Source organism: Enterobacter ludwigii (assembly GCA_023023105.1).
Lineage (GTDB): Bacteria > Pseudomonadota > Gammaproteobacteria > Enterobacterales > Enterobacteriaceae > Enterobacter > Enterobacter adelaidei.
In genome coordinates, this window is the sequence record CP083824.1 from 1,112,373 (window position 1) to 1,131,111 (window position 18,739).

16 protein-coding genes are annotated in these 18,739 nt (G+C 55.2%); 8 read left to right on the plus strand and 8 right to left on the minus strand.

Features of this window, described 5'->3' with window-relative positions; all coding sequences use genetic code 11:
* Nucleotides 1-33: 33 nt before the first annotated feature.
* From htpG to LCD46_05215, 4 genes are all read left to right on the plus strand, one after another.
* Nucleotides 34-1,908 (plus strand): molecular chaperone HtpG, encoded by a 1,875-nt coding sequence (gene htpG, locus LCD46_05200; GenBank protein UOY71730.1) that lies wholly within the window; start codon nt 34-36, stop codon nt 1,906-1,908.
* Between the two features lie 194 nt (nt 1,909-2,102).
* Nucleotides 2,103-2,747, plus strand: coding sequence for an adenylate kinase (gene adk / locus LCD46_05205; protein ID UOY71731.1), 645 nt, complete (start codon nt 2,103-2,105; stop codon nt 2,745-2,747).
* Between the two features lie 124 nt (nt 2,748-2,871).
* The gene (gene hemH / locus LCD46_05210; protein UOY71732.1) at nt 2,872-3,834 is read left to right on the plus strand and encodes a ferrochelatase; all 963 of its coding nucleotides are present in this window, start codon (nt 2,872-2,874) and stop codon (nt 3,832-3,834) included.
* A 62-nt stretch (nt 3,835-3,896) separates the two neighbouring features.
* Nucleotides 3,897-5,201, plus strand: coding sequence for an inosine/guanosine kinase (locus tag LCD46_05215; GenBank protein ID UOY71733.1), 1,305 nt, complete (start codon nt 3,897-3,899; stop codon nt 5,199-5,201).
* Nucleotides 5,202-5,293: 92 nt separating this feature from the next.
* Here LCD46_05215 and LCD46_05220 read toward each other — a convergent pair whose 3' ends face one another.
* Together LCD46_05220 and LCD46_05225 are read right to left on the minus strand one after the other, a co-directional pair.
* Entirely contained in the window at nt 5,294-6,970 is a 1,677-nt protein-coding gene (locus LCD46_05220; GenBank protein UOY71734.1) for a Kef family K(+) transporter, read from the minus strand.
* A gap of 230 nt (nt 6,971-7,200) precedes the next feature.
* The gene (locus tag LCD46_05225; protein ID UOY71735.1) at nt 7,201-8,421 is read right to left on the minus strand and encodes an MFS transporter; all 1,221 of its coding nucleotides are present in this window, start codon (nt 8,419-8,421) and stop codon (nt 7,201-7,203) included.
* Between the two features lie 169 nt (nt 8,422-8,590).
* On the opposite strand from LCD46_05225, the gene ushA reads away from it, so the two are divergent.
* A complete protein-coding gene (ushA, locus tag LCD46_05230) occupies nt 8,591-10,243 on the plus strand; it encodes a bifunctional UDP-sugar hydrolase/5'-nucleotidase UshA (GenBank protein UOY71736.1) in 1,653 nt (550 codons plus the stop codon).
* Between the two features lie 47 nt (nt 10,244-10,290).
* Here ushA and ybaK read toward each other — a convergent pair whose 3' ends face one another.
* The 3 genes from ybaK to copA all read right to left on the minus strand — a co-directional run bounded on the left by ybaK (nt 10,291) and on the right by copA (nt 14,313).
* Nucleotides 10,291-10,770 carry a Cys-tRNA(Pro)/Cys-tRNA(Cys) deacylase YbaK gene (gene ybaK / locus LCD46_05235; GenBank protein UOY71737.1) on the minus strand — a complete coding sequence of 160 codons (480 nt, stop codon included), beginning with the start codon at nt 10,768-10,770 and terminating at the stop codon, nt 10,291-10,293.
* A 199-nt stretch (nt 10,771-10,969) separates the two neighbouring features.
* A complete protein-coding gene (locus LCD46_05240; GenBank protein UOY71738.1) occupies nt 10,970-11,764 on the minus strand; it encodes a TraB/GumN family protein in 795 nt (264 codons plus the stop codon).
* Between the two features lie 50 nt (nt 11,765-11,814).
* On the minus strand, nt 11,815-14,313 hold the full coding sequence (gene copA / locus LCD46_05245; GenBank protein ID UOY71739.1) for a copper-exporting P-type ATPase CopA: 2,499 nt from the start codon (nt 14,311-14,313) through the stop codon (nt 11,815-11,817).
* A 108-nt stretch (nt 14,314-14,421) separates the two neighbouring features.
* Between copA and cueR the strand changes: the two genes are divergently transcribed.
* Nucleotides 14,422-14,832 carry a Cu(I)-responsive transcriptional regulator gene (gene cueR / locus LCD46_05250; GenBank protein UOY71740.1) on the plus strand — a complete coding sequence of 137 codons (411 nt, stop codon included), beginning with the start codon at nt 14,422-14,424 and terminating at the stop codon, nt 14,830-14,832.
* Here cueR and LCD46_05255 read toward each other — a convergent pair.
* Together LCD46_05255 and LCD46_05260 are read right to left on the minus strand one after the other, a co-directional pair.
* Nucleotides 14,829-15,281 (minus strand): NfeD family protein, encoded by a 453-nt coding sequence (locus LCD46_05255; GenBank protein UOY71741.1) that lies wholly within the window; start codon nt 15,279-15,281, stop codon nt 14,829-14,831. The two genes, cueR and LCD46_05255, sit on opposite strands and share 4 nt — an antisense overlap.
* The gene (locus LCD46_05260) at nt 15,278-16,192 is read right to left on the minus strand and encodes an SPFH/Band 7/PHB domain protein (GenBank protein UOY71742.1); all 915 of its coding nucleotides are present in this window, start codon (nt 16,190-16,192) and stop codon (nt 15,278-15,280) included. Before LCD46_05260 ends, LCD46_05255 begins: the two co-directional genes overlap by 4 nt.
* Nucleotides 16,193-16,328: 136 nt before the next feature.
* Between LCD46_05260 and fetA the strand changes: the two genes are divergently transcribed.
* Nucleotides 16,329-17,000 (plus strand): iron ABC transporter ATP-binding protein FetA, encoded by a 672-nt coding sequence (fetA, locus tag LCD46_05265; protein UOY71743.1) that lies wholly within the window; start codon nt 16,329-16,331, stop codon nt 16,998-17,000.
* Complete coding sequence (gene fetB / locus LCD46_05270; GenBank protein UOY71744.1) at nt 16,993-17,775, plus strand: iron export ABC transporter permease subunit FetB; 783 nt, start codon at nt 16,993-16,995, stop codon at nt 17,773-17,775. The genes fetA and fetB overlap by 8 nt, the downstream gene beginning before the upstream one ends.
* A 51-nt stretch (nt 17,776-17,826) precedes the next feature.
* On the opposite strand, the gene LCD46_05275 is transcribed toward fetB, so the two are convergent.
* On the minus strand, nt 17,827-18,738 hold the full coding sequence (locus tag LCD46_05275; GenBank protein ID UOY71745.1) for a co-chaperone YbbN: 912 nt from the start codon (nt 18,736-18,738) through the stop codon (nt 17,827-17,829).
* Nucleotide 18,739 lies beyond the last annotated feature (1 nt).

Here is an 18,739-nt window from a genome sequence, read left to right on the forward strand (position 1 = left end):
CCCCATTAAATGGCATTGTTGAGGTCGACTTAGATGAAAGGACAAGAAACCCGTGGTTTCCAGTCAGAAGTAAAACAGCTTCTGCACCTGATGATCCATTCCCTGTATTCCAACAAAGAAATCTTCCTGCGTGAGCTGATTTCCAACGCCTCCGATGCGGCGGACAAGCTGCGCTTCCGCGCACTGTCTAACCCGGATCTGTACGAAGGCGACGGTGAGCTGCGCGTGCGCGTCTCTTTCAATAAAGAGAACCGTACCCTGACCATCGCCGATAACGGCATCGGGATGAATCGCGATGAGGTCATCGACCATCTCGGGACCATCGCCAAATCCGGCACCAAAGCGTTCCTGGAGTCCATGGGCTCTGACCAGGCGAAAGACAGCCAGCTGATCGGTCAGTTCGGCGTTGGTTTCTACTCGGCGTTCATCGTCGCGGACAAAGTTACCGTGCGTACCCGTGCAGCAGGTGACAGCGCGGAAAATGGTGTGTTCTGGGAGTCCAAAGGTGAAGGCGAATACACCGTTGATGACATCACCAAGGCGGATCGCGGCACCGAAATCACCCTGCACCTGCGTGAAGGCGAAGATGATTTCCTGAACGACTGGCGCGTGCGCTCCATCATCAGCAAATATTCCGATCACATCGCCCTGCCGGTTGAGATTGAAAAACAGGAAGAGAAAGACGGCGAAACCGTGGTCTCCTGGGAGAAGATCAACAAGGCGCAGGCACTGTGGACGCGCAACAAGTCTGAAATCAAAGACGACGAATACAACGAGTTTTACAAACACATCGCCCACGATTTTACCGACCCTCTGACCTGGAGCCACAACCGTGTGGAAGGTAAGCAGGAGTACACCAGCCTGCTGTACATTCCGGCACAGGCACCGTGGGACATGTGGAACCGCGATCACAAGCACGGCCTGAAGCTGTACGTACAGCGTGTGTTCATCATGGACGATGCCGAGCAGTTCATGCCGAACTACCTGCGTTTTGTGCGTGGTCTGATAGATTCCAACGATCTGCCGCTGAACGTCTCCCGCGAAATTCTGCAGGACAGCACCGTCACCCGTAACTTGCGCAACGCCCTGACCAAACGTGCGCTGCAGATGCTGGAAAAACTGGCGAAAGACGATGCGGAAAAATACCAGACCTTCTGGAAACAATTCGGCCTGGTGCTGAAAGAGGGCCCGGCGGAAGATACCGCGAACGTGGAGGCCATCGCCAAACTGCTGCGCTTCGCGTCTACGCACACCGACTCCTCCGCGCAGACCGTGTCGCTGGAAGAGTACGTCTCGCGCATGAAAGAAGGGCAGGAGAAGATTTACTACATCACCGCCGACAGCTACGCGGCGGCGAAGAGCAGCCCGCACCTCGAGCTGTTGCGCAAGAAAGGCATCGAAGTGCTGCTGCTTTCTGACCGCATCGACGAGTGGATGATGAACTACCTGACCGAGTTTGACGGTAAGGCGTTCCAGTCCGTTGCCAAAGCGGATGAGTCCATCGACAAGCTGGCGGATGAAGTGGATGAAAGCGCGAAAGAAGCCGAGAAGGCGCTGGAACCATTCGTTGAGCGCGTGAAAACCCTGCTGGGCGAACGTGTGAAAGAGGTGCGTTTCACTCATCGTCTGACTGATACCCCGGCGATCGTTACCACCGACGCTGACGAAATGGGCACCCAGATGGCGAAACTGTTCGCTGCGGCGGGCCAGGCGATGCCGGAAGTGAAATATATCTTTGAGCTTAATCCGGATCATCCTCTGGTGAAACGCGCGGCGGACACCCAGGACGACGCCCGCTTTGCCGAGTGGGTTGAACTGCTGCTGGATCAGTCCCTGCTGGCCGAGCGCGGCACGCTGGAAGATCCTAACCTGTTCATTAAACGTGTGAATGCGCTGCTGCTGGCGTAATTGACCACGCCTCCCCTGGTCTTCTCCCTCTCCCGTGGGAGAGGGCCGGGGTGAGGGCACCAGACCCCACCCTCCCAAATAATCTCCCCCCGTTAACCGTTTCAGCCTTCCCGCCTTCCTTGAGCGATGCCCGTTCTGGTGGTATTGTTTAGCGCTTTTGAAAAATTGAAACGACTTTTGAGGGGATTTTCGCAATGCGTATTATTCTGCTTGGCGCTCCGGGCGCGGGTAAAGGAACTCAGGCTCAGTTCATCATGGAGAAATACGGTATTCCGCAAATCTCCACCGGTGACATGCTGCGCGCCGCTGTTAAATCTGGCTCCGAGCTGGGTAAACAAGCGAAAGACATCATGGACGCAGGCAAGCTGGTGACCGACGAGCTGGTTATCGCTCTGGTCAAAGAGCGCATTGCTCAGGAAGACTGCCGTAACGGTTTCCTGCTGGACGGCTTCCCACGCACCATTCCTCAGGCTGACGCCATGAAAGAAGCGGGCATCAACGTGGACTACGTTCTGGAGTTCGACGTACCGGACGAGCTGATCGTTGACCGTATCGTTGGCCGTCGCGTACACGCTGCTTCTGGCCGCGTTTACCACATCAAATTCAACCCACCTAAGGTTGAAGGCAAAGACGACGTGACCGGCGAAGAGCTGACTACCCGTAAAGACGATCAGGAAGAGACCGTGCGTAAGCGCCTGGTGGAATACCACCAGATGACTGCACCGCTGATTGGCTACTACACCAAAGAAGCGCAGGCGGGTAACACCAAATACGCGAAAGTTGACGGTACCAAAGCCGTTGCTGACGTACGTGCAGAGCTGGAAAAAATCCTCGGCTAATCGCACCTTTCTCACCCGGGGCTCCGGGTGAGAAATATTCCCATCTTTCCTATCGCAGCAATGGGTTTCGTTTAAATGCATTTCCGCTACAATTGACAACCATTCAAATGGTTAAGAGGCGTGAATGAGTCAGGCGAAAACCGGCATCCTGCTTGCCAATCTGGGCACCCCAGAAGCACCTACATCAGACGCGGTAAAACGCTACCTGCGACAATTTTTAAGCGACACGCGCGTCGTGGATACCCCAAGACTGCTGTGGTGGCCGTTGCTCCGTGGCGTGATTCTGCCGATTCGTTCTCCGCGCGTCGCCAGGCTCTATCAGTCCGTCTGGATGGAAGAAGGTTCTCCGCTGATGGTTTACAGCCGTCGCCAGGAAAAGGCGCTGGCCGCACGCCTGCCGGATATGCCCGTTGCGCTCGGCATGAGCTACGGTAAACCCTCGCTGGAAAGTGCGGTTGAATCACTGCTGGCGCAGGGGGTTGACCACATTGTGGTGCTGGCGCTCTATCCGCAGTACTCCTGTTCGACGGTTGCTGCGGTATGGGATGAACTGGCGCGTATTCTGGCGACTCGCCGTCGCATACCTGGCGTGACCTTTATTCGCGACTACGCGGATAACGATCTCTATATCAAGGCGCTTGCCAACAGCGCGCGTGCGTCGTTCGAAAAACACGGCGAGCCGGATCTGCTGCTGCTGTCTTATCACGGCATTCCGCAGCGTTTCGCTGACGAGGGGGATGATTACCCGCAGCGTTGTCGTGATACCACGCGCGAACTGGTTTCTGCCCTCGGCCTGCCGCCGGAGAAGGTGATGATGACCTTCCAGTCGCGCTTTGGCCGCGAGCCGTGGCTCACCCCATATACCGATGAAACGCTTAAGATGCTTGGTGAGAAAGGGGTGAAGCATATTCAGGTGATGTCGCCAGGCTTCTCGGCGGATTGCCTGGAAACGCTCGAAGAAATTGCTGTGCAAAACAGAGAGTTCTTCCTGGAAGCGGGGGGCACGAAGTACGAATACATTCCGGCACTTAACGACTCGCCTGAGCATATCGACATGATGGTCTCTCTGGTGACAAACAGTCGCTGATCGCACTCCGGGCCGGGTTTGTGCTAACATTCCCGGCCCATATTCTTTGTACAGTTCAGACCATGAAATTTCCCGGTAAACGCAAATCCAAACACTACTTTCCCGTTGATGCCCGCGATCCGCTCCTGCAGCAAATCCAGCCTGAGAATGAAACCAGTGCCGCATGGGTCGTTGGTATCGACCAGACGCTGGTGGACATTGAAGCGAAAGTGGATGATGCGTTTGTCGCCCGTTACGGTCTGAGCGCGGGGCACTCGCTGGTGATTGAGGACGACGTTGCCGAAGCGCTTTACCAGGAACTGGTGCGCGAAAACCTGATCACCCATCAGTTTGCCGGCGGTACCATCGGTAACACCATGCACAACTACTCCGTACTGGCTGATGACCGCTCGGTACTGTTGGGCGTAATGTGCAGCAATATCGAAATTGGAGGCTATGCCTACCGTTATCTGTGCAATACCTCAAGCCGTACCGATCTGAACTATCTCCAGGGGGTCGACGGGCCGATTGGCCGCTGCTTTACGCTGATCGGTGAGTCCGGCGAGCGTACCTTTGCCATCAGCCCGGGTCACATGAACAAACTGCGTGCCGAGAGCATCCCGGAAGAGGTGATTGCAGGCGCCTCGGCGCTGGTGCTGACCTCCTATCTGGTGCGCTGCAAACCGGGTGAGCCGATGCCGGACGCGACCATGAAAGCGATTGAGTACGCGAAGAAATACAATGTCCCCGTCGTTCTCACGCTGGGCACCAAATTCGTGATTGCCGACAATCCGGAGTGGTGGCAGGTGTTCCTGAAAGAGCACGTCTCGATTCTGGCGATGAACGAAGAAGAGGCGGAAGCGCTGACGGGCGAAAGCGATCCGCTGCTGGCGTCTGATAAAGCGCTGGAGTGGGTGGATCTGGTTCTCTGTACCGCAGGGCCGGTTGGGTTATACATGGCGGGCTTCACCGAAGAAGAGAGCAAGCGCAAAACCCAGCATCCATTGCTGCCTGGCGCGATCGCCGAGTTCAACCAGTACGAGTTCAGCCGTGGTATGCGTTTTAAAGACTGTGTTAATCCGCTGCGTATCTACTCGCACATCGCCCCGTATATGGGCGGGCCAGAGAAGATCATGAACACCAACGGTGCAGGTGATGGCGCGCTGGCCGCATTGCTCCATGACATCACCGCGAATGCTTACCATAAAACTAACGTCCCGAATTCCAGCAAGCACAAGTTCAACTGGCTGACCTATTCGTCGCTGGCGCAGGTGTGCAAATACGCTAACCGCGTGAGTTATCAGGTGCTTAATCAGCATTCCCCGCGCTTAACGCGTGGTCTGCCGGAAAGGGAAGACAGCCTGGAAGAGGCTTATTGGGATCGGTAAATGTAAAAAGGCAACGTAAGTTGCCTTTTTTAATGTTTGTTCCCTCTCCCCGTGGGAGAGGGCCAGGGTGAGGGCATCAGGCCGCACCAAACCTACCCCGTCACCGCCTCTTCAGCCGGCGGTTTCTCCAGTAGCGTCAGCATCGTATTCGCAATCTCGCGCTCGCCCATCACGACCTTATCCGCACCGCGCTCGGTAATGTACTCCACCTCATCGTCATAATGTGCCCGGGCGATAATCTCAATCGTCGGGCACTTCTCGCGCGCGGAAGCCACAATTTCACCCGCTTCATAGCCGTTTGGGATGGTCAGCAGCAGCCAGCGTGCGCAGTCCAGATGCGCCAGATTCATGATCTCTTCGTTTGCCGCATTGCCCAGCACCGCTCGGATACCGCGCTCACGCAGCTCGTCGACGCGGGTGCGTGACGTTTCAATCACTACCAGAGGGATCCCTTGCGCCATCAGTTTCTCACCGAGCAGGCTGCCTACGCGACCAAAACCAACCAGCAGGGCGTGATTACAAATATCTACCGGGATCTGCTTCTCTTCTTCGATAGCTTCTTCCAGCGTCTGTTCTTCAAGCGTTTCGGTTTTATCGAGGTATTTTTCCAGCAGTGCGAACAGGACTGGGTTCAGCATAATCGACAGGATTGCACCTGCCAGCACCAGGTTCTGCCCGGCTTGCGGTAGCAGGTTCAGCGCCATGCCCAGACCCGCCAGAATAAAGGCAAACTCACCAATTTGCGCCAGACTGGCGGCGATGGTCAGCGCCGTACGCGGGGAGTGGCCAAACATCCTTACCAGGAAGAAAGCCGCGAGCGACTTACCAAAGATAATAATCGCCAGCGTGCCCAGCACAGCCAGCGGCTGATGAATCAGGACCATCGGGTCAAACAGCATCCCGACGGAAACGAAGAACAGTACGGCGAAAGCATCACGTAGCGGCAGAGTGTCATGCGCCGCACGGTGGCTCAGCTCGGACTCGTTCAGCACCATCCCGGCGAAGAACGCGCCCAGGGCAAAGGAGACATCAAACAGCTCTACGGCACCAAAGGCGATACCCAGCGCCAGCGCCAGCACGGAGAGGGTAAACAGCTCGCGTGAGCCGGTTGCTGCGCTGCGGGACATGATCCACGGCACCAGACGGCGGCCCACCAGCATCATGATGGCGATAAACGCCACAACTTTACCGATGGTAATGCCCATATCCAGTGCCAGCGAGGCAAAGCCGACGTTGTCTTTTTCCATCATCCCGGCGACTGCGGGCAGCAGTACCAGCGTTAACACCATCACCAGGTCTTCAACAATCAACCAGCCTATCGCAATTTGTCCGCGCTGGCTGTCAATCAGCTGTCTCTCTTCAAGTGCGCGCAGCAACACCACGGTACTGGCGGTGGAAAGACACAGCCCAAAAACGATGCCGGTCATCAGCGACCAGCCAAGAATTGCTGAAAGCGCCATCCCCAGCAGCGTCGCTACCCCTATCTGGGCGATCGCTCCCGGTATGGCGATCGACTTTACCGCCATCAGGTCCTTCAGTGAAAAATGCAAACCGACGCCAAACATCAGCAGAATCACGCCTAATTCCGCCAGTTCAGGAGCCAGTTTGGTATCCGCAACGAAACCCGGCGTAAACGGTCCCGCCAGGACACCCGCTAACAAATAGCCGACAAGGGGAGAAATACGCAGTTTATTGGCAATCATGCCAAGGATAAAAGCGAGCACAAGGCCACCAACAATGGTGGTGATAAGCGGTGTGGCGTGATGCATTCCGTCTCCTTTCGTTGTGGGTGTTCCTTTTTGGCGCAAACCAAAAAAACCGAGTAATAGTTTATGACAATTTTTACTCTTATGTTTATGAATAATTGTTGAAATTTGAATAAAACAGCAATAAGCACGAAAAAAAGCGCATTTTGATAAATTCAGCAGGGGGAGGCAGAAGAAACCCTTATGGCATCAGGGTGTCAGGTAGCCAAAGTAAAACTTTGGCTACCTGTAATTTACGCTTTGTGACGGTTATCAGGCAGGAATATGGTCAACATCCCAAGAAGTGGCAGGAAAGCGCAGATTTTATAAACCAGGAAGATGCTGGTGTGATCCGCAACCATCCCTAACACCGCAGCACCAAGCCCACCCATGCCAAAGGCGAACCCGAAAAAGAGTCCGGAAACCATACCGATACGACCAGGTAACAGCTCTTGCGCATAGACAAGAATGGCGGAAAACGCGGAAGCGAGGATAAAACCAATAATCACGGTTAAAATTCCCGTCCATTCAAGGCTGGCGTACGGCAAAATAAGGGTAAACGGTGCCACGCCGAGAATAGAGCCCCAAATTACATATTTACGCCCAATCTTATCCCCCACAGGCCCGCCAATCACTGTCCCGGCAGCGACCGCAAACAGGAAGGCAAACAGGTGGATCTGCGCATTTTGTACCGATAATCCGAATTTTTGCATCAGATAAAAGGTGTAATAGCTGCTGATGCTCGCCATATAGAAATATTTCGAGAAAATCAGCACCAGCAGGACGGAAACCGCCAGGATAATCTTGTTACGCGGTAGAGGATTAATCACCTTCGCTTTAGGTTTACCCTTGTTCACCCGATGTTGAGCGGCATACCAGCGGCTGATCTGCGCCAGTACGATAATCGCCAGCAGTGCGGCTAGCACAAACCATGCCACGTTGCCTTTACCGTAAGGGGCAATAATCACCGCGGCCAATAGCGGGCCGAGAGAGCTACCAAAGTTACCGCCCACCTGGAAGAGTGACTGCGCCAGGCCGTGACGACCACCGGAGGCCATACGCGCCACGCGGGAGGATTCCGGGTGGAAGACCGACGAGCCGGTGCCCACCAGTGCGGCGGCGATTAACACCGCTTCAAAACTCCCAGCCATGGCCAGCAGTACCAGCCCGCTTAAGGTGAAACACATGCCAATCGGTAGCGACCATGGCATCGGGTATTTGTCCGTCCAGTAGCCCACTATTGGCTGCAGTAGCGAGGACGCGAGCTGGAAGGTCAGGGTGATCATCCCGATCTGCACGAAGGTTAAAGAGAACTCTGATTGCAGCAGCGGATAAATTGCCAGAATCAACGACTGGATCATATCGTTGAGCAGATGAGAAAGACTGATTGCACCTAAGACTTTAAAAGAGGTGCGCGATTTCGGCGGTGACGCCGGCACGCCCGGAACGGGCTGGGTTGATTCACTGATTGCCATAGAGAGAATTACCACGTCTTTAGTTATTAGAAATGCAGGATGTAATTATTATCCAACTAACATACCTGTCAGGGGCATTTGAAGAAAGTCGCAATTCTGAAAACTTATTTGTCTATTATTGTGAGTCATTGTAATTTTTGCCTTTGTCTATTGGTCAGGGAGAGAAAAGATGAAGTTAATGAAGCGGGGCGTCGCGCTGGCGCTTATCGCCGCATGGGGCCTGGTAAGCCTGCCCGCGCAGGCATACGAAAAAGATAAAACCTACAAAATCACCATTCTGCATACCAACGATCACCACGGGCATTTCTGGCGCAGTGAATACGGCGAATATGGTCTGGCGGCGCAAAAAACGCTGGTGGATGGTATTCGTAAAGAGGTGGCGGCTCAGGGCGGCAGCGTGCTGTTGCTGTCCGGGGGAGATATCAACACCGGGGTACCGGAATCCGATTTACAGGATGCCGAGCCCGATTTTCGCGGTATGAATCTGATTGGTTACGATGCGATGGCCGTCGGCAACCACGAGTTTGATAATCCACTAACGGTACTGCGCCAGCAGGAAAAACTGGCAAAATTCCCGTTCCTCTCCGCCAATATTTACCAGAAAAGTACCGGCGAACGCCTGTTTAAACCCTGGGCGTTGTTTAAGCGCCAGGACCTGAAAATCGCGGTGATTGGCCTAACCACTGACGATACGGCGAAAATTGGCAACCCGGAGTTCTTTACCGATATCGAATTCCGTAAACCGGCAGACGAAGCAAAGCTGGTTATTCAGGAATTACAGCAGAACGAAAAACCGGATGTGATTATTGCCACCACCCACATGGGGCACTATGACAATGGCGAGCACGGCTCTAATGCGCCAGGTGACGTGGAGATGGCGCGCAGCCTGCCGGCTGGCTCGCTGGCAATGATTGTGGGCGGTCACTCACAGGATCCGGTCTGCATGGCCTCCGAGAATAAAAAGCAGGTTGATTACGTGCCAGGCACGCCGTGTGCCCCAGACCGTCAGAACGGCATCTGGATTGTGCAGGCGCATGAGTGGGGCAAATACGTGGGCCGGGCGGATTTTGAGTTCCGTAACGGCGAGATGAAACTGGTGCATTACCAGCTCATCCCGGTCAACCTGAAGAAGAAAGTCACTTATCCTGACGGGAAAAGTGAGCGCGTACTTTACACCCCGGAGATTGCTGAAAACCAGCAGATGCTCTCCCTGCTGACGCCGTTCCAGAATAAAGGTAAGGCACAGCTGGATGTGAAGATTGGCACGCTCAATGGTCGTCTGGAAGGGGATCGTAGCAAAGTTCGCTTCGTGCAGACCAATATGGGGCATCTGGTGCTGGCAGCGCAAATGACGCGTACCGGCGCTGATTTTGGCGTAATGAGCGGCGGCGGTATTCGTGATTCCATCGAAGGTGGAAACATTACCTATAAAGACGTTCTGAAGGTGCAGCCGTTCGGTAACGTGGTGGTCTATGCGGACATGAGCGGGAAAGAGGTCATGGACTACCTGACCGCCGTGGCGCAGATGAAGCCGGATTCCGGTGCCTATCCGCAGTTTGCCAACGTGAGCTTTGTGGCGAAAGACGGCAAGCTTAACGATCTGAAGATCAAAGGCGAACCGGTTGATCCGGCTAAAACGTACCGTCTGGCGACGTTAAGCTTTAACGCCACCGGCGGTGACGGCTATCCGCATATTGATAACAAACCAGGCTATGTGAACACCGGTTTTATCGACGCGGAAGTGCTGAAGCAGTTCATCGAGCAAAACTCGCCGATTGATGTGAATGCATACGAGCCGAAGGGTGAGGTGAGCTGGCAGTAGTGCGGTTGTTTTGCCGGGTAGCGGCTGCGCCTTACCCGGCTTTTCTCTTACTCCCGGCGTGCAATATCCGCAAATTTCGCGTCCAGCATTTTCGCCAGATCGCCCGCCGCGAGTTCAATATCCAGCCCGCGTTTGCCGCCGGATATAAAGATGGTTTCAAACTCCTGTGAAGGCGCATCTATCAGCGTCGGCAGCCGTTTTTTCTGCCCGAGTGGGCTGATCCCGCCGACCAGGTAGCCCGTGGTGCGTTGCGCAACCATTGGGTCTGCCATATCCACTTTTTTCGCGCCCAGCGCTTTCGCCACTTTCTTCAAGTCAAGCTGCCCGGCGACGGGCGTAACCGCGACGGCGAGGTGCTTCATGTCGCCATTCACGGCGACCAGCAGCGTTTTATAGACCTGGTCAGCGTTCAGCCCCAGTTTGCGCACCACTTCATCACCAAAATTGGTTTCATTCGGATCGTGATCGTAGGTATGGATCCGGAAAGGAATTTTGTTTTTTTCGAGTAATTTAACGGCGGGAGTCATAGCTATCCTTCTTACGACAGACAATTCATGCTCACAGCATACGCCTGACGTTTGTCTAAAAAATAGCACCATCTTGCGCAATAGTATTGGCAGTGATGGTCACTTTGAGCGACAATCGGCTCAACCGAAGGTCTCCTTCGGCATAATAAAAACGATGAAATTCCTCTTTGACGGGCCAATAGAAATATTGGCCATTTTTTTATTTCAACAGTGACGGCAAATTCCCTTCTCCGTACAAATGTAATGCACCTACTGCGACAACGTAATGCCCGGCAGGTAAGGCATGCAGCGTCTGCCGCCAGGCTTTATTACGCGCATTCATCAGCACATCATACAGCGATTCGCTGAATGTAGACGGTAACGCCAGCTTACTGTCTGCGGGGGGAGCATCCAGCCACCAGCCGATCATGGTCTGCAGCAGGCGCGCGTTGGTGTGCCAGTGGGTCAGGGTATCATCCAGCAGCATCAGACCGTCGTCAGGCAGTTGTCGCAACAGCGCAATCTGGCTGTCCGTCCCTTCCAGTTCGATGATCGGCATCCTGCGTGCCCTTGCCATATTCAGTAACTGGTAATCAATGCCGTAATCACCGCGCAGACCCAGACGTTGCGCCTGCGTGGCCTGAAGCACCATGGCAATTTGCCAGAGCGGCAGAGCGTCGAGCATCGAGAGCGACACGCCCGTCTCATCCGCGACGCGCGTCAGTTCCGCGAGCAGATCATCATCCAGACGTTCTGCCAGGCTGAGAGTGCTCTCCAGACCGGCAAACGGTGATTCATGGCCCGAAATGTCCGCCTCAACAACCAGCGCATCGGCGCGCTTGAGAAGTTTTATCAGACCAGGAGGCAGGGGAGACATATCCTGCGTACCCATATGGATGCTGCCCACCAGGTGCAGGTGCTGGCCGCCAGGAAGCGAGATATCCAGACCGGGCCAGGCATAACGGCGGGGGAATAGGGCGCGAAACGATGTTTTTATACGATTAAACAGACTCATACGCGCTCCATGAACTGAAAGGTTCATGCTAGCGCGTACGAGAACAAGGTTCAATCTTTCGGTTTAAACCGCAACAGTCGGTTGGCGTTGCTCACCACGGTGATGGAGGAGAGCGCCATGGCTGCACCTGCGACCACCGGGTTCAGCAGCGTGCCGGTCAGCGGCCACAAAATCCCGGCGGCAATCGGAATGCCGAAACTGTTGTAGATAAATGCCCCCAGCAGGTTCTGCTTCATGTTGCGCAACGTGGCTTTTGAAATGGCCAGCGCATCAGCAACGCCCATCAGGCTATGGCGCATCAGCGTGATCGCTGCCGTCTCGATAGCGACATCGCTCCCGCCTCCCATGGCGATACCGACATCCGCCTGGGCCAGCGCAGGGGCATCGTTGATGCCGTCGCCGACCATTGCCACCTGACGCCCCTGGCTTTGCAGTTTCTTGATTGCGTCAGCTTTACCGTCCGGCAGTACGCCAGCAATGACCTCATCAATACCGGCTTCTTTCGCGATGGCGTTGGCGGTGGTCGGGTTATCCCCGGTCAGCATGACCAGGCGATAACCCGCGCGGTGCAGGCGTTTTAAGGCATCCACACTGTCCTGGCGAAGCGGATCGCGCACGGCCAGCAGCGCGGCGGCTTTGCCATCCACCGCCAGCAGAACCGGCGTGGCGCCCTGAGACGCCTGCGCCTTCAACTCGCTTTCCAGCTCGGCAGTATCAATACCGTTTTCATTGAGCAATGCCTGGTTGCCCAGCAGCAGCGCGTGGCCATCTGCTTCACCGCTGACGCCGAGCCCGCGCAGGGTGCGGAAATTGCTCACCTGCGGCAGGCTGGCATTCCCGGCTTTCTCAATAATCGCGCGAGCCAGAGGATGGCTGGAGCCTTGCTCAAGCGCGGCAGCAAGACGCAGTGCGTCATTTTTTGTCAGGCCTGTCGTATTCACGGCCACAACCTGCGGTTTGCCTTCGGTCAGCGTGCCGGTTTTATCAAACACCAGCGTGTCGAGCGTACTGGCCCGCTGCAGTGCATCCGCATCCCGCACCAGCACGCCAAACTCGGCGGCGCGGCCTACGCCGGAGATAATCGACATCGGTGTGGCAAGACCGAGTGCGCAAGGACAGGCGATGATCAGCACCGTGGTGGCGATCACCAGGGTATAAACAATCTGCGGTGCGGGGCCGAAAAAGTACCAGATAGCCGCGCTCAGCAGGGCAATACCGACCACGACCGGAACAAAAACGGCTGAGATTTTATCCGCAAGCTGGCCAATTTCCGGCTTGCTGCTCTGCGCCTGGCGCACCATGCGGATAATGCGTGACAGGGTGGTGTGGCTGCCGACGGCGCTGGCGGTGAACAGCACGCTGCCGTCCTGTACCACCGTACCGGCATGAACGGCGTCACCGTGGGATTTCTGCTGAGGGATAGGCTCGCCGGTCAGCATCGCTTCATCCAGCCAGGCTTCGCCCTGGGATATCTTACCGTCAACGGGCACGCGGTCGCCCGTGGTCAGTCGCAGCGTCATGCCGGGCTGAACCTCGGCCAGCGGAACGCTCTTTTCACCGTCCTCTGTGACCACGCGCGCGGTTGGCGGCGTTAAATCAAGTAATCTTTCCAGCGCTTTTGAGGAACGCTGACGCGCGCGGGCTTCCAGCATATGGCCCAGGTTAATCAGGCCGATAATCATCGCGCTCGCTTCATAATAGAGATGTCGCGCCTCCATCGGGAACCACTGGGGCCAGACGTTCACGCTCATCGAATATAGCCACGCCGTGCCGGTGCCGAGCGCTACCAGCGTATCCATTGTCGCCGTGCGGTTTTTCAGGCTCTTCCAGGCGCTGGTATAAAAATGTCCGCCTGCAACGATCATCACCCCAAGGGTGATCAAACCGATCGCCAGCCACAGCGTGCGGTTGTCGTCGGTGACCATCATGTTGTCGCCGAGCATGCCCCACACCATCACCGGAACCCCGACCAGCAGGGCAACTATTGCCTGCCAGCGGAAGCGTTTCATGGTGGCAACCGCCGTTTCCTGCTGACGTTCACGACGCTTTGCATCGTCTTCGATGGCTTCAGCGCCGTAGCCTGCTTTCTCAACGGCCTGCACTAAATCTGCGGCGGAGGCACTGCCCATCACCAGCGCGGTGCGCTCCGCAAGATTGACCCGTGCCTGCGCGACGCCCGGTACGGCCTGTAAGGCGTTTTGTACCCGGGAGACGCAGCTGGCGCAGCTCATGCCGTTGATCAGCAGCTGTTGGCTGTCATCAATATCATCAGCTACCGGAAGCTCAGGAGTGGCCGCTGTCAGTGCTTCCGACGGGGATGATGACTCTGCCAGCGGTTTAGCCTTTGGGTGGCTCAGCTCCGCCCCGTAACCGGCCTGCTTGATGGTATCAATCAGCGCATCCGCGCTGGCGCTACCGGTTACGGCGGCATGATCGATGGTAACTTCAGCACTTTCAACGTCAGGACGCTGTTCCAGACTTTCTTTAACGCGTTTGACACAGTGGCCGCAGGAGAGGCCGTCCAATGTCAGGTCAATAGTGTGAGACATAACAAAACTCCCGTATAATGATCTGGTCAGTTGTTGACCAACATAACGCTTTTGGCTAACTGTTATGAAGGTTAAACCTTCCATCAAGGGGAAGGTCAAGGGGGAAATGTGAATATCAGTGATGTTGCGAAAAAAACCGGCTTAACCAGCAAAGCGATTCGCTTTTATGAAGAGAAAGGGCTGGTGACACCGCCGCTGCGCAGCGAAAACGGCTACCGCAGTTACACGCAACTGCATCTTGACGAACTGACGCTGCTGCGTCAGGCAAGACAGGTCGGTTTTAATCTGGAAGAGTGTGGCGAGCTGGTGAATCTGTTTAACGATCCGAAGCGTCACAGCGCTGATGTGAAAAATCGCACGCTGGAAAAGGTGGCTGAGATTGAACGCCACATCACCGAGTTACAGGCGATGCGCAAACAGCTGCTGGCGCTGGCGGAATCATGTCCGGGAGATGACAGCGCCGATTGCCCGATCATAGATAATCTTGCTGGCTGCTGCCATCGTAAGGCATCTGTTTAACAGGCTTTAACCCGCAGAGTTATTCCTTCTACCGCAACGACCTCAACCCGCGTTCCGGCGCTGAGGTCATCGTCGGCCACGACAGGCCACGAACTGTCGCCCACGCGCATATGTCCACGCCCGTTCACCAGCGCGGTGTCGAGCGTAAAACGCTGGCCGACAATCTGCTGCCCGCGCTGATTAAGGTGCGCATCTAACGGTTTCTGCTCGTTAACCCGTCGGTTAAGCCAGCGCCACCACAGCCATGCAGCCACCAGTGTCAGTACGGCAAACAACGCACCTTGCCACGCCCAGTCGAGCGGCAGAAGCCACACGAGCAGCCCGGTAATGACGGCGGCGACACCGCTCCAGAGCAGGTAGCCGTTGCCGCCCAGCATCTCAGCGGCCAGCAATAACCCCCCGAGGCTTAGCCAGAAAGCGTGAGGATATGCGGCAATAAGCTCAATCATTTTTTACGCTCGTTTCCGCTGTCTTTGATCAGTTCAGCGATCCCGGCAATAGAGCCCATGAGACTGCTGGCATCCAGCGGCATCATGACCACTTTGCTGTTGTTTGCTGAGCCGATCTGTTTCAGCGCGTCGGTATATTTTTGCGCGACAAAGTAGTTCACGGCCTGGATATCACCAGCGGCAATCGCCTCTGACACCATCTGGGTGGCACGAGCTTCCGCTTCGGCCGAACGTTCACGCGCTTCCGCCTGGAGGAACGCAGACTGGCGATCGCCCTCGGCTTTGAGGATCTGCGACTGTTTTTCCCCTTCCGCTTTGAGGATCTCGGCCTGACGTACCCCTTCGGCTTCAAGAATATAGGCACGTTTGGTTCGCTCGGCCTTCATCTGGGCGTTCATGGAGGCGATCAGTTCAGCCGGCGGGCGAACGTCGCGGATCTCAATACGGGTGACTTTGATCCCCCACGGATTCGTCGCTTCATCGACAATGTGCAGCAGTCGGGTATTGATGCTGTCTCGCTGTGAGAGCATCTCATCCAGCTCCATCGAACCCAGTACGGTACGGATATTGGTCATCGTCAGGTTAACGATAGCCAGCTCCAGATTGCTCACCTCATAGGCCGCTTTTGGCGCATCAATTACCTGAATAAAACAGACGGCATCAATGGTGACATTGGCGTTATCCTTAGAGATCACTTCCTGAGAAGGAATATCCAGCACCTGTTCCATCATGTTGATCTTACGACCAATTCTGTCCATGAAAGGGACAATCAGGCTTAAACCAGGTTGTAATGTGTTGGTGTAACGTCCGAAACGCTCGACTGTCCACTGGTAACCCTGCGGGACAATTTTGACGCCAGCGCCGACAATAACCAGCGCAACGAAAATAAGGACAGGAACAACGATGAGCATAAAAACCTCCTGTTTTGCATGCTGTGGCGGAAACCGTATGGCTGTTTGTTGACCCTAAGTATACGAGGAAAGTCGCCATACAATCACTAATCGCCGTAGACTACTGCTAATTATTGGGATGAAGGCAGGAAATAACATGAAGGATAACAGCGCGATTTTAACAATCGCGGATGTAGGCTACCGTGTGGGTGAAACCACTATTCTGAATAATGTCAGCTTTACCGTTTCGCCGGGGGAGTTTCGTTTGATCACCGGGCCATCGGGCTGCGGGAAAAGTACGCTGCTAAAAATCATTGCCTCGCTGCTCAGCCCGACCTCAGGCAAGATTTTTTTTGAGGGGAAGGATATTGCAACGCTCTCTCCTGAGGCGTATCGCCAGCAGGTCTCATACTCGGTACAAACGCCCACGCTCTTCGGCGATACGGTGTATGACAACCTGATTTTTCCCTGGAAAATTCGCAATAAGACGCCCGATCCTGAGCGGTTATCGGCCGATCTGGAACGTTTTGGCTTGCCGCAGGAGACGCTGACCAAAGCCGTGAGTGAGTTGTCGGGTGGAGAAAAGCAACGCGTCTCGCTGATCCGTAATCTGCAATTTTTACCCAGGGTGCTGTTGCTGGACGAAATCACCAGCGCGCTGGATGAGGCCAATAAGCGCAACGTTAACGACATCATTCATCATTACGCCAGCAAGCAGAATGTTGCCGTGCTGTGGGTGACGCACGACGCTAACGAAATAACCCATGCGGATGACGTGATTACGCTCCAGCCGCACGGTGGGAAAATGCAGGAGGCTAACCGTGGGTGAGCATAATATTACCAATGAATCCCTGGCGTTTTCGATGGTGCTGGTGCTGATTGCGATTGTGGTCAGCTACCGGGAAAAGCTGGGGCTGGAAAAAGATATTCTGTGGAGTATCTGCCGGGCGGTTATTCAGCTGATTATTGTCGGCTATGTGCTGAAGTATATTTTCAACGTCAACCACGCCGTGCTGACGCTGCTGATGGTGCTTTTTATCTGCTTTAACGCAGCGTGGAATGCGCAAAAACGCAGTAAGTACATTGATAAGGCCTTTATCTCGTCGTTTATTGCCATAACGACCGGGACGGCGCTCACGCTGGCAGTGCTGGTGCTCTCTGGTTCAATTGTGTTTACGCCAATGCAGGTCATCCCCATTTCCGGAATGATCGCCGGAAACGCGATGGTTGCCGTGGGGCTGTGTTACAACAATCTGGGCCAACGGTTCAGCAGTGAACAGCAGCAGTTGCAGGAGAAGTTAAGCCTGGGGGCAACGCCTAAAATGGCCTCGGCGCGGCTGATCCGTGAGAGCATCCGTTCATCGCTGATCCCGACGGTGGATTCTGCCAAAACGGTGGGACTGGTGAGCCTGCCGGGTATGATGTCGGGGCTGATTTTTGCCGGTATCGATCCGGTAAAAGCGATTAAGTATCAGATTATGGTAACGTTTATGCTGCTCTCAACGGCGAGCCTGTCAACCATCATTGCCTGTTACCTGACCTACCGGAAGTTCTATAACGCGCGCCACCAGCTGGTGGTGACGCAGTTGAAAAAGACGGGGTAATATCGGCTTTTGTCGGCCCGGTAAGGCGAAGCCGCCCCCGGGCAAAGTGCATCAATACAGCAGCGCGTAAAGCTGACGACGATACTTCGACGCCAGCGCGTCGCCGGTGCCCAACGCGGCCAGAATTTCCTGGAACATCTTACGCGCCTGGCCGTCTGCGGCAGCCAGATCTTTTTGCAGATGGCTAAACAGCAGCTCCAGTGCTTCTTCGTTACGCCCTACCTGATGCAGCTGCAGCGCCAGCTGGCTTGCCAACGCGGCATCGGCCGGGTTGTCAGCTACCTGCTGTTGCAGCTGCTGAATTTCCGGGGTGTCTGCCGCCTGCTTCAGCAGCTCAATTTGCGCGACCAGCCCCTGGTAACGGGTGTCCTGATCCTGAAGTGGAACCGTCTTCAGCACGGCTTCTGCGTCTTCTGAGCGGTGTAGTGCAATCTGCGTTTCCGCCAGCAGCAGACCAATCTGGCTGTTTTGCTTCGACAACTGCCATGCCTCTTTGAGCAGCGGCAGCGCCTCGTCATATTTGCCTTCCTGCATTAGCGCCATGCCTTCCTGCGCTTTCAGCTCTTCTTCACGCGGCAGGACTTTATCCAGCAGAGCGCGAATAGCCTCTTCCGGCTGCGGCCCCTGGAAACCATCAACAGGCTGACCGTTCTGGAAAAGATAGACGGTTGGAATCGCGCGCAGACCAAACTGAGATGCCACCATTGGCTCGGCGTCACAATCCAGTTTGGCGAGAATGAACTGGCCGTTGTACTGTGCGGCAAGGCTTTCCAGTACCGGCGTCAGCTGCAGGCAGTGCTGGCTTCGCTCAGACCAGAAGTAGAACAGCACCGGTTTGGTCATTGACTGTTCGAGGGTCTGTTGCAGGTTTGCTTCAGTAATATTGACGATATTCTGTACGGACATGCGGCTTTCTCTTTTGTCGGTTTGTTCTTTACATGGGGGTGAGCGTCGTTGCTTCAAC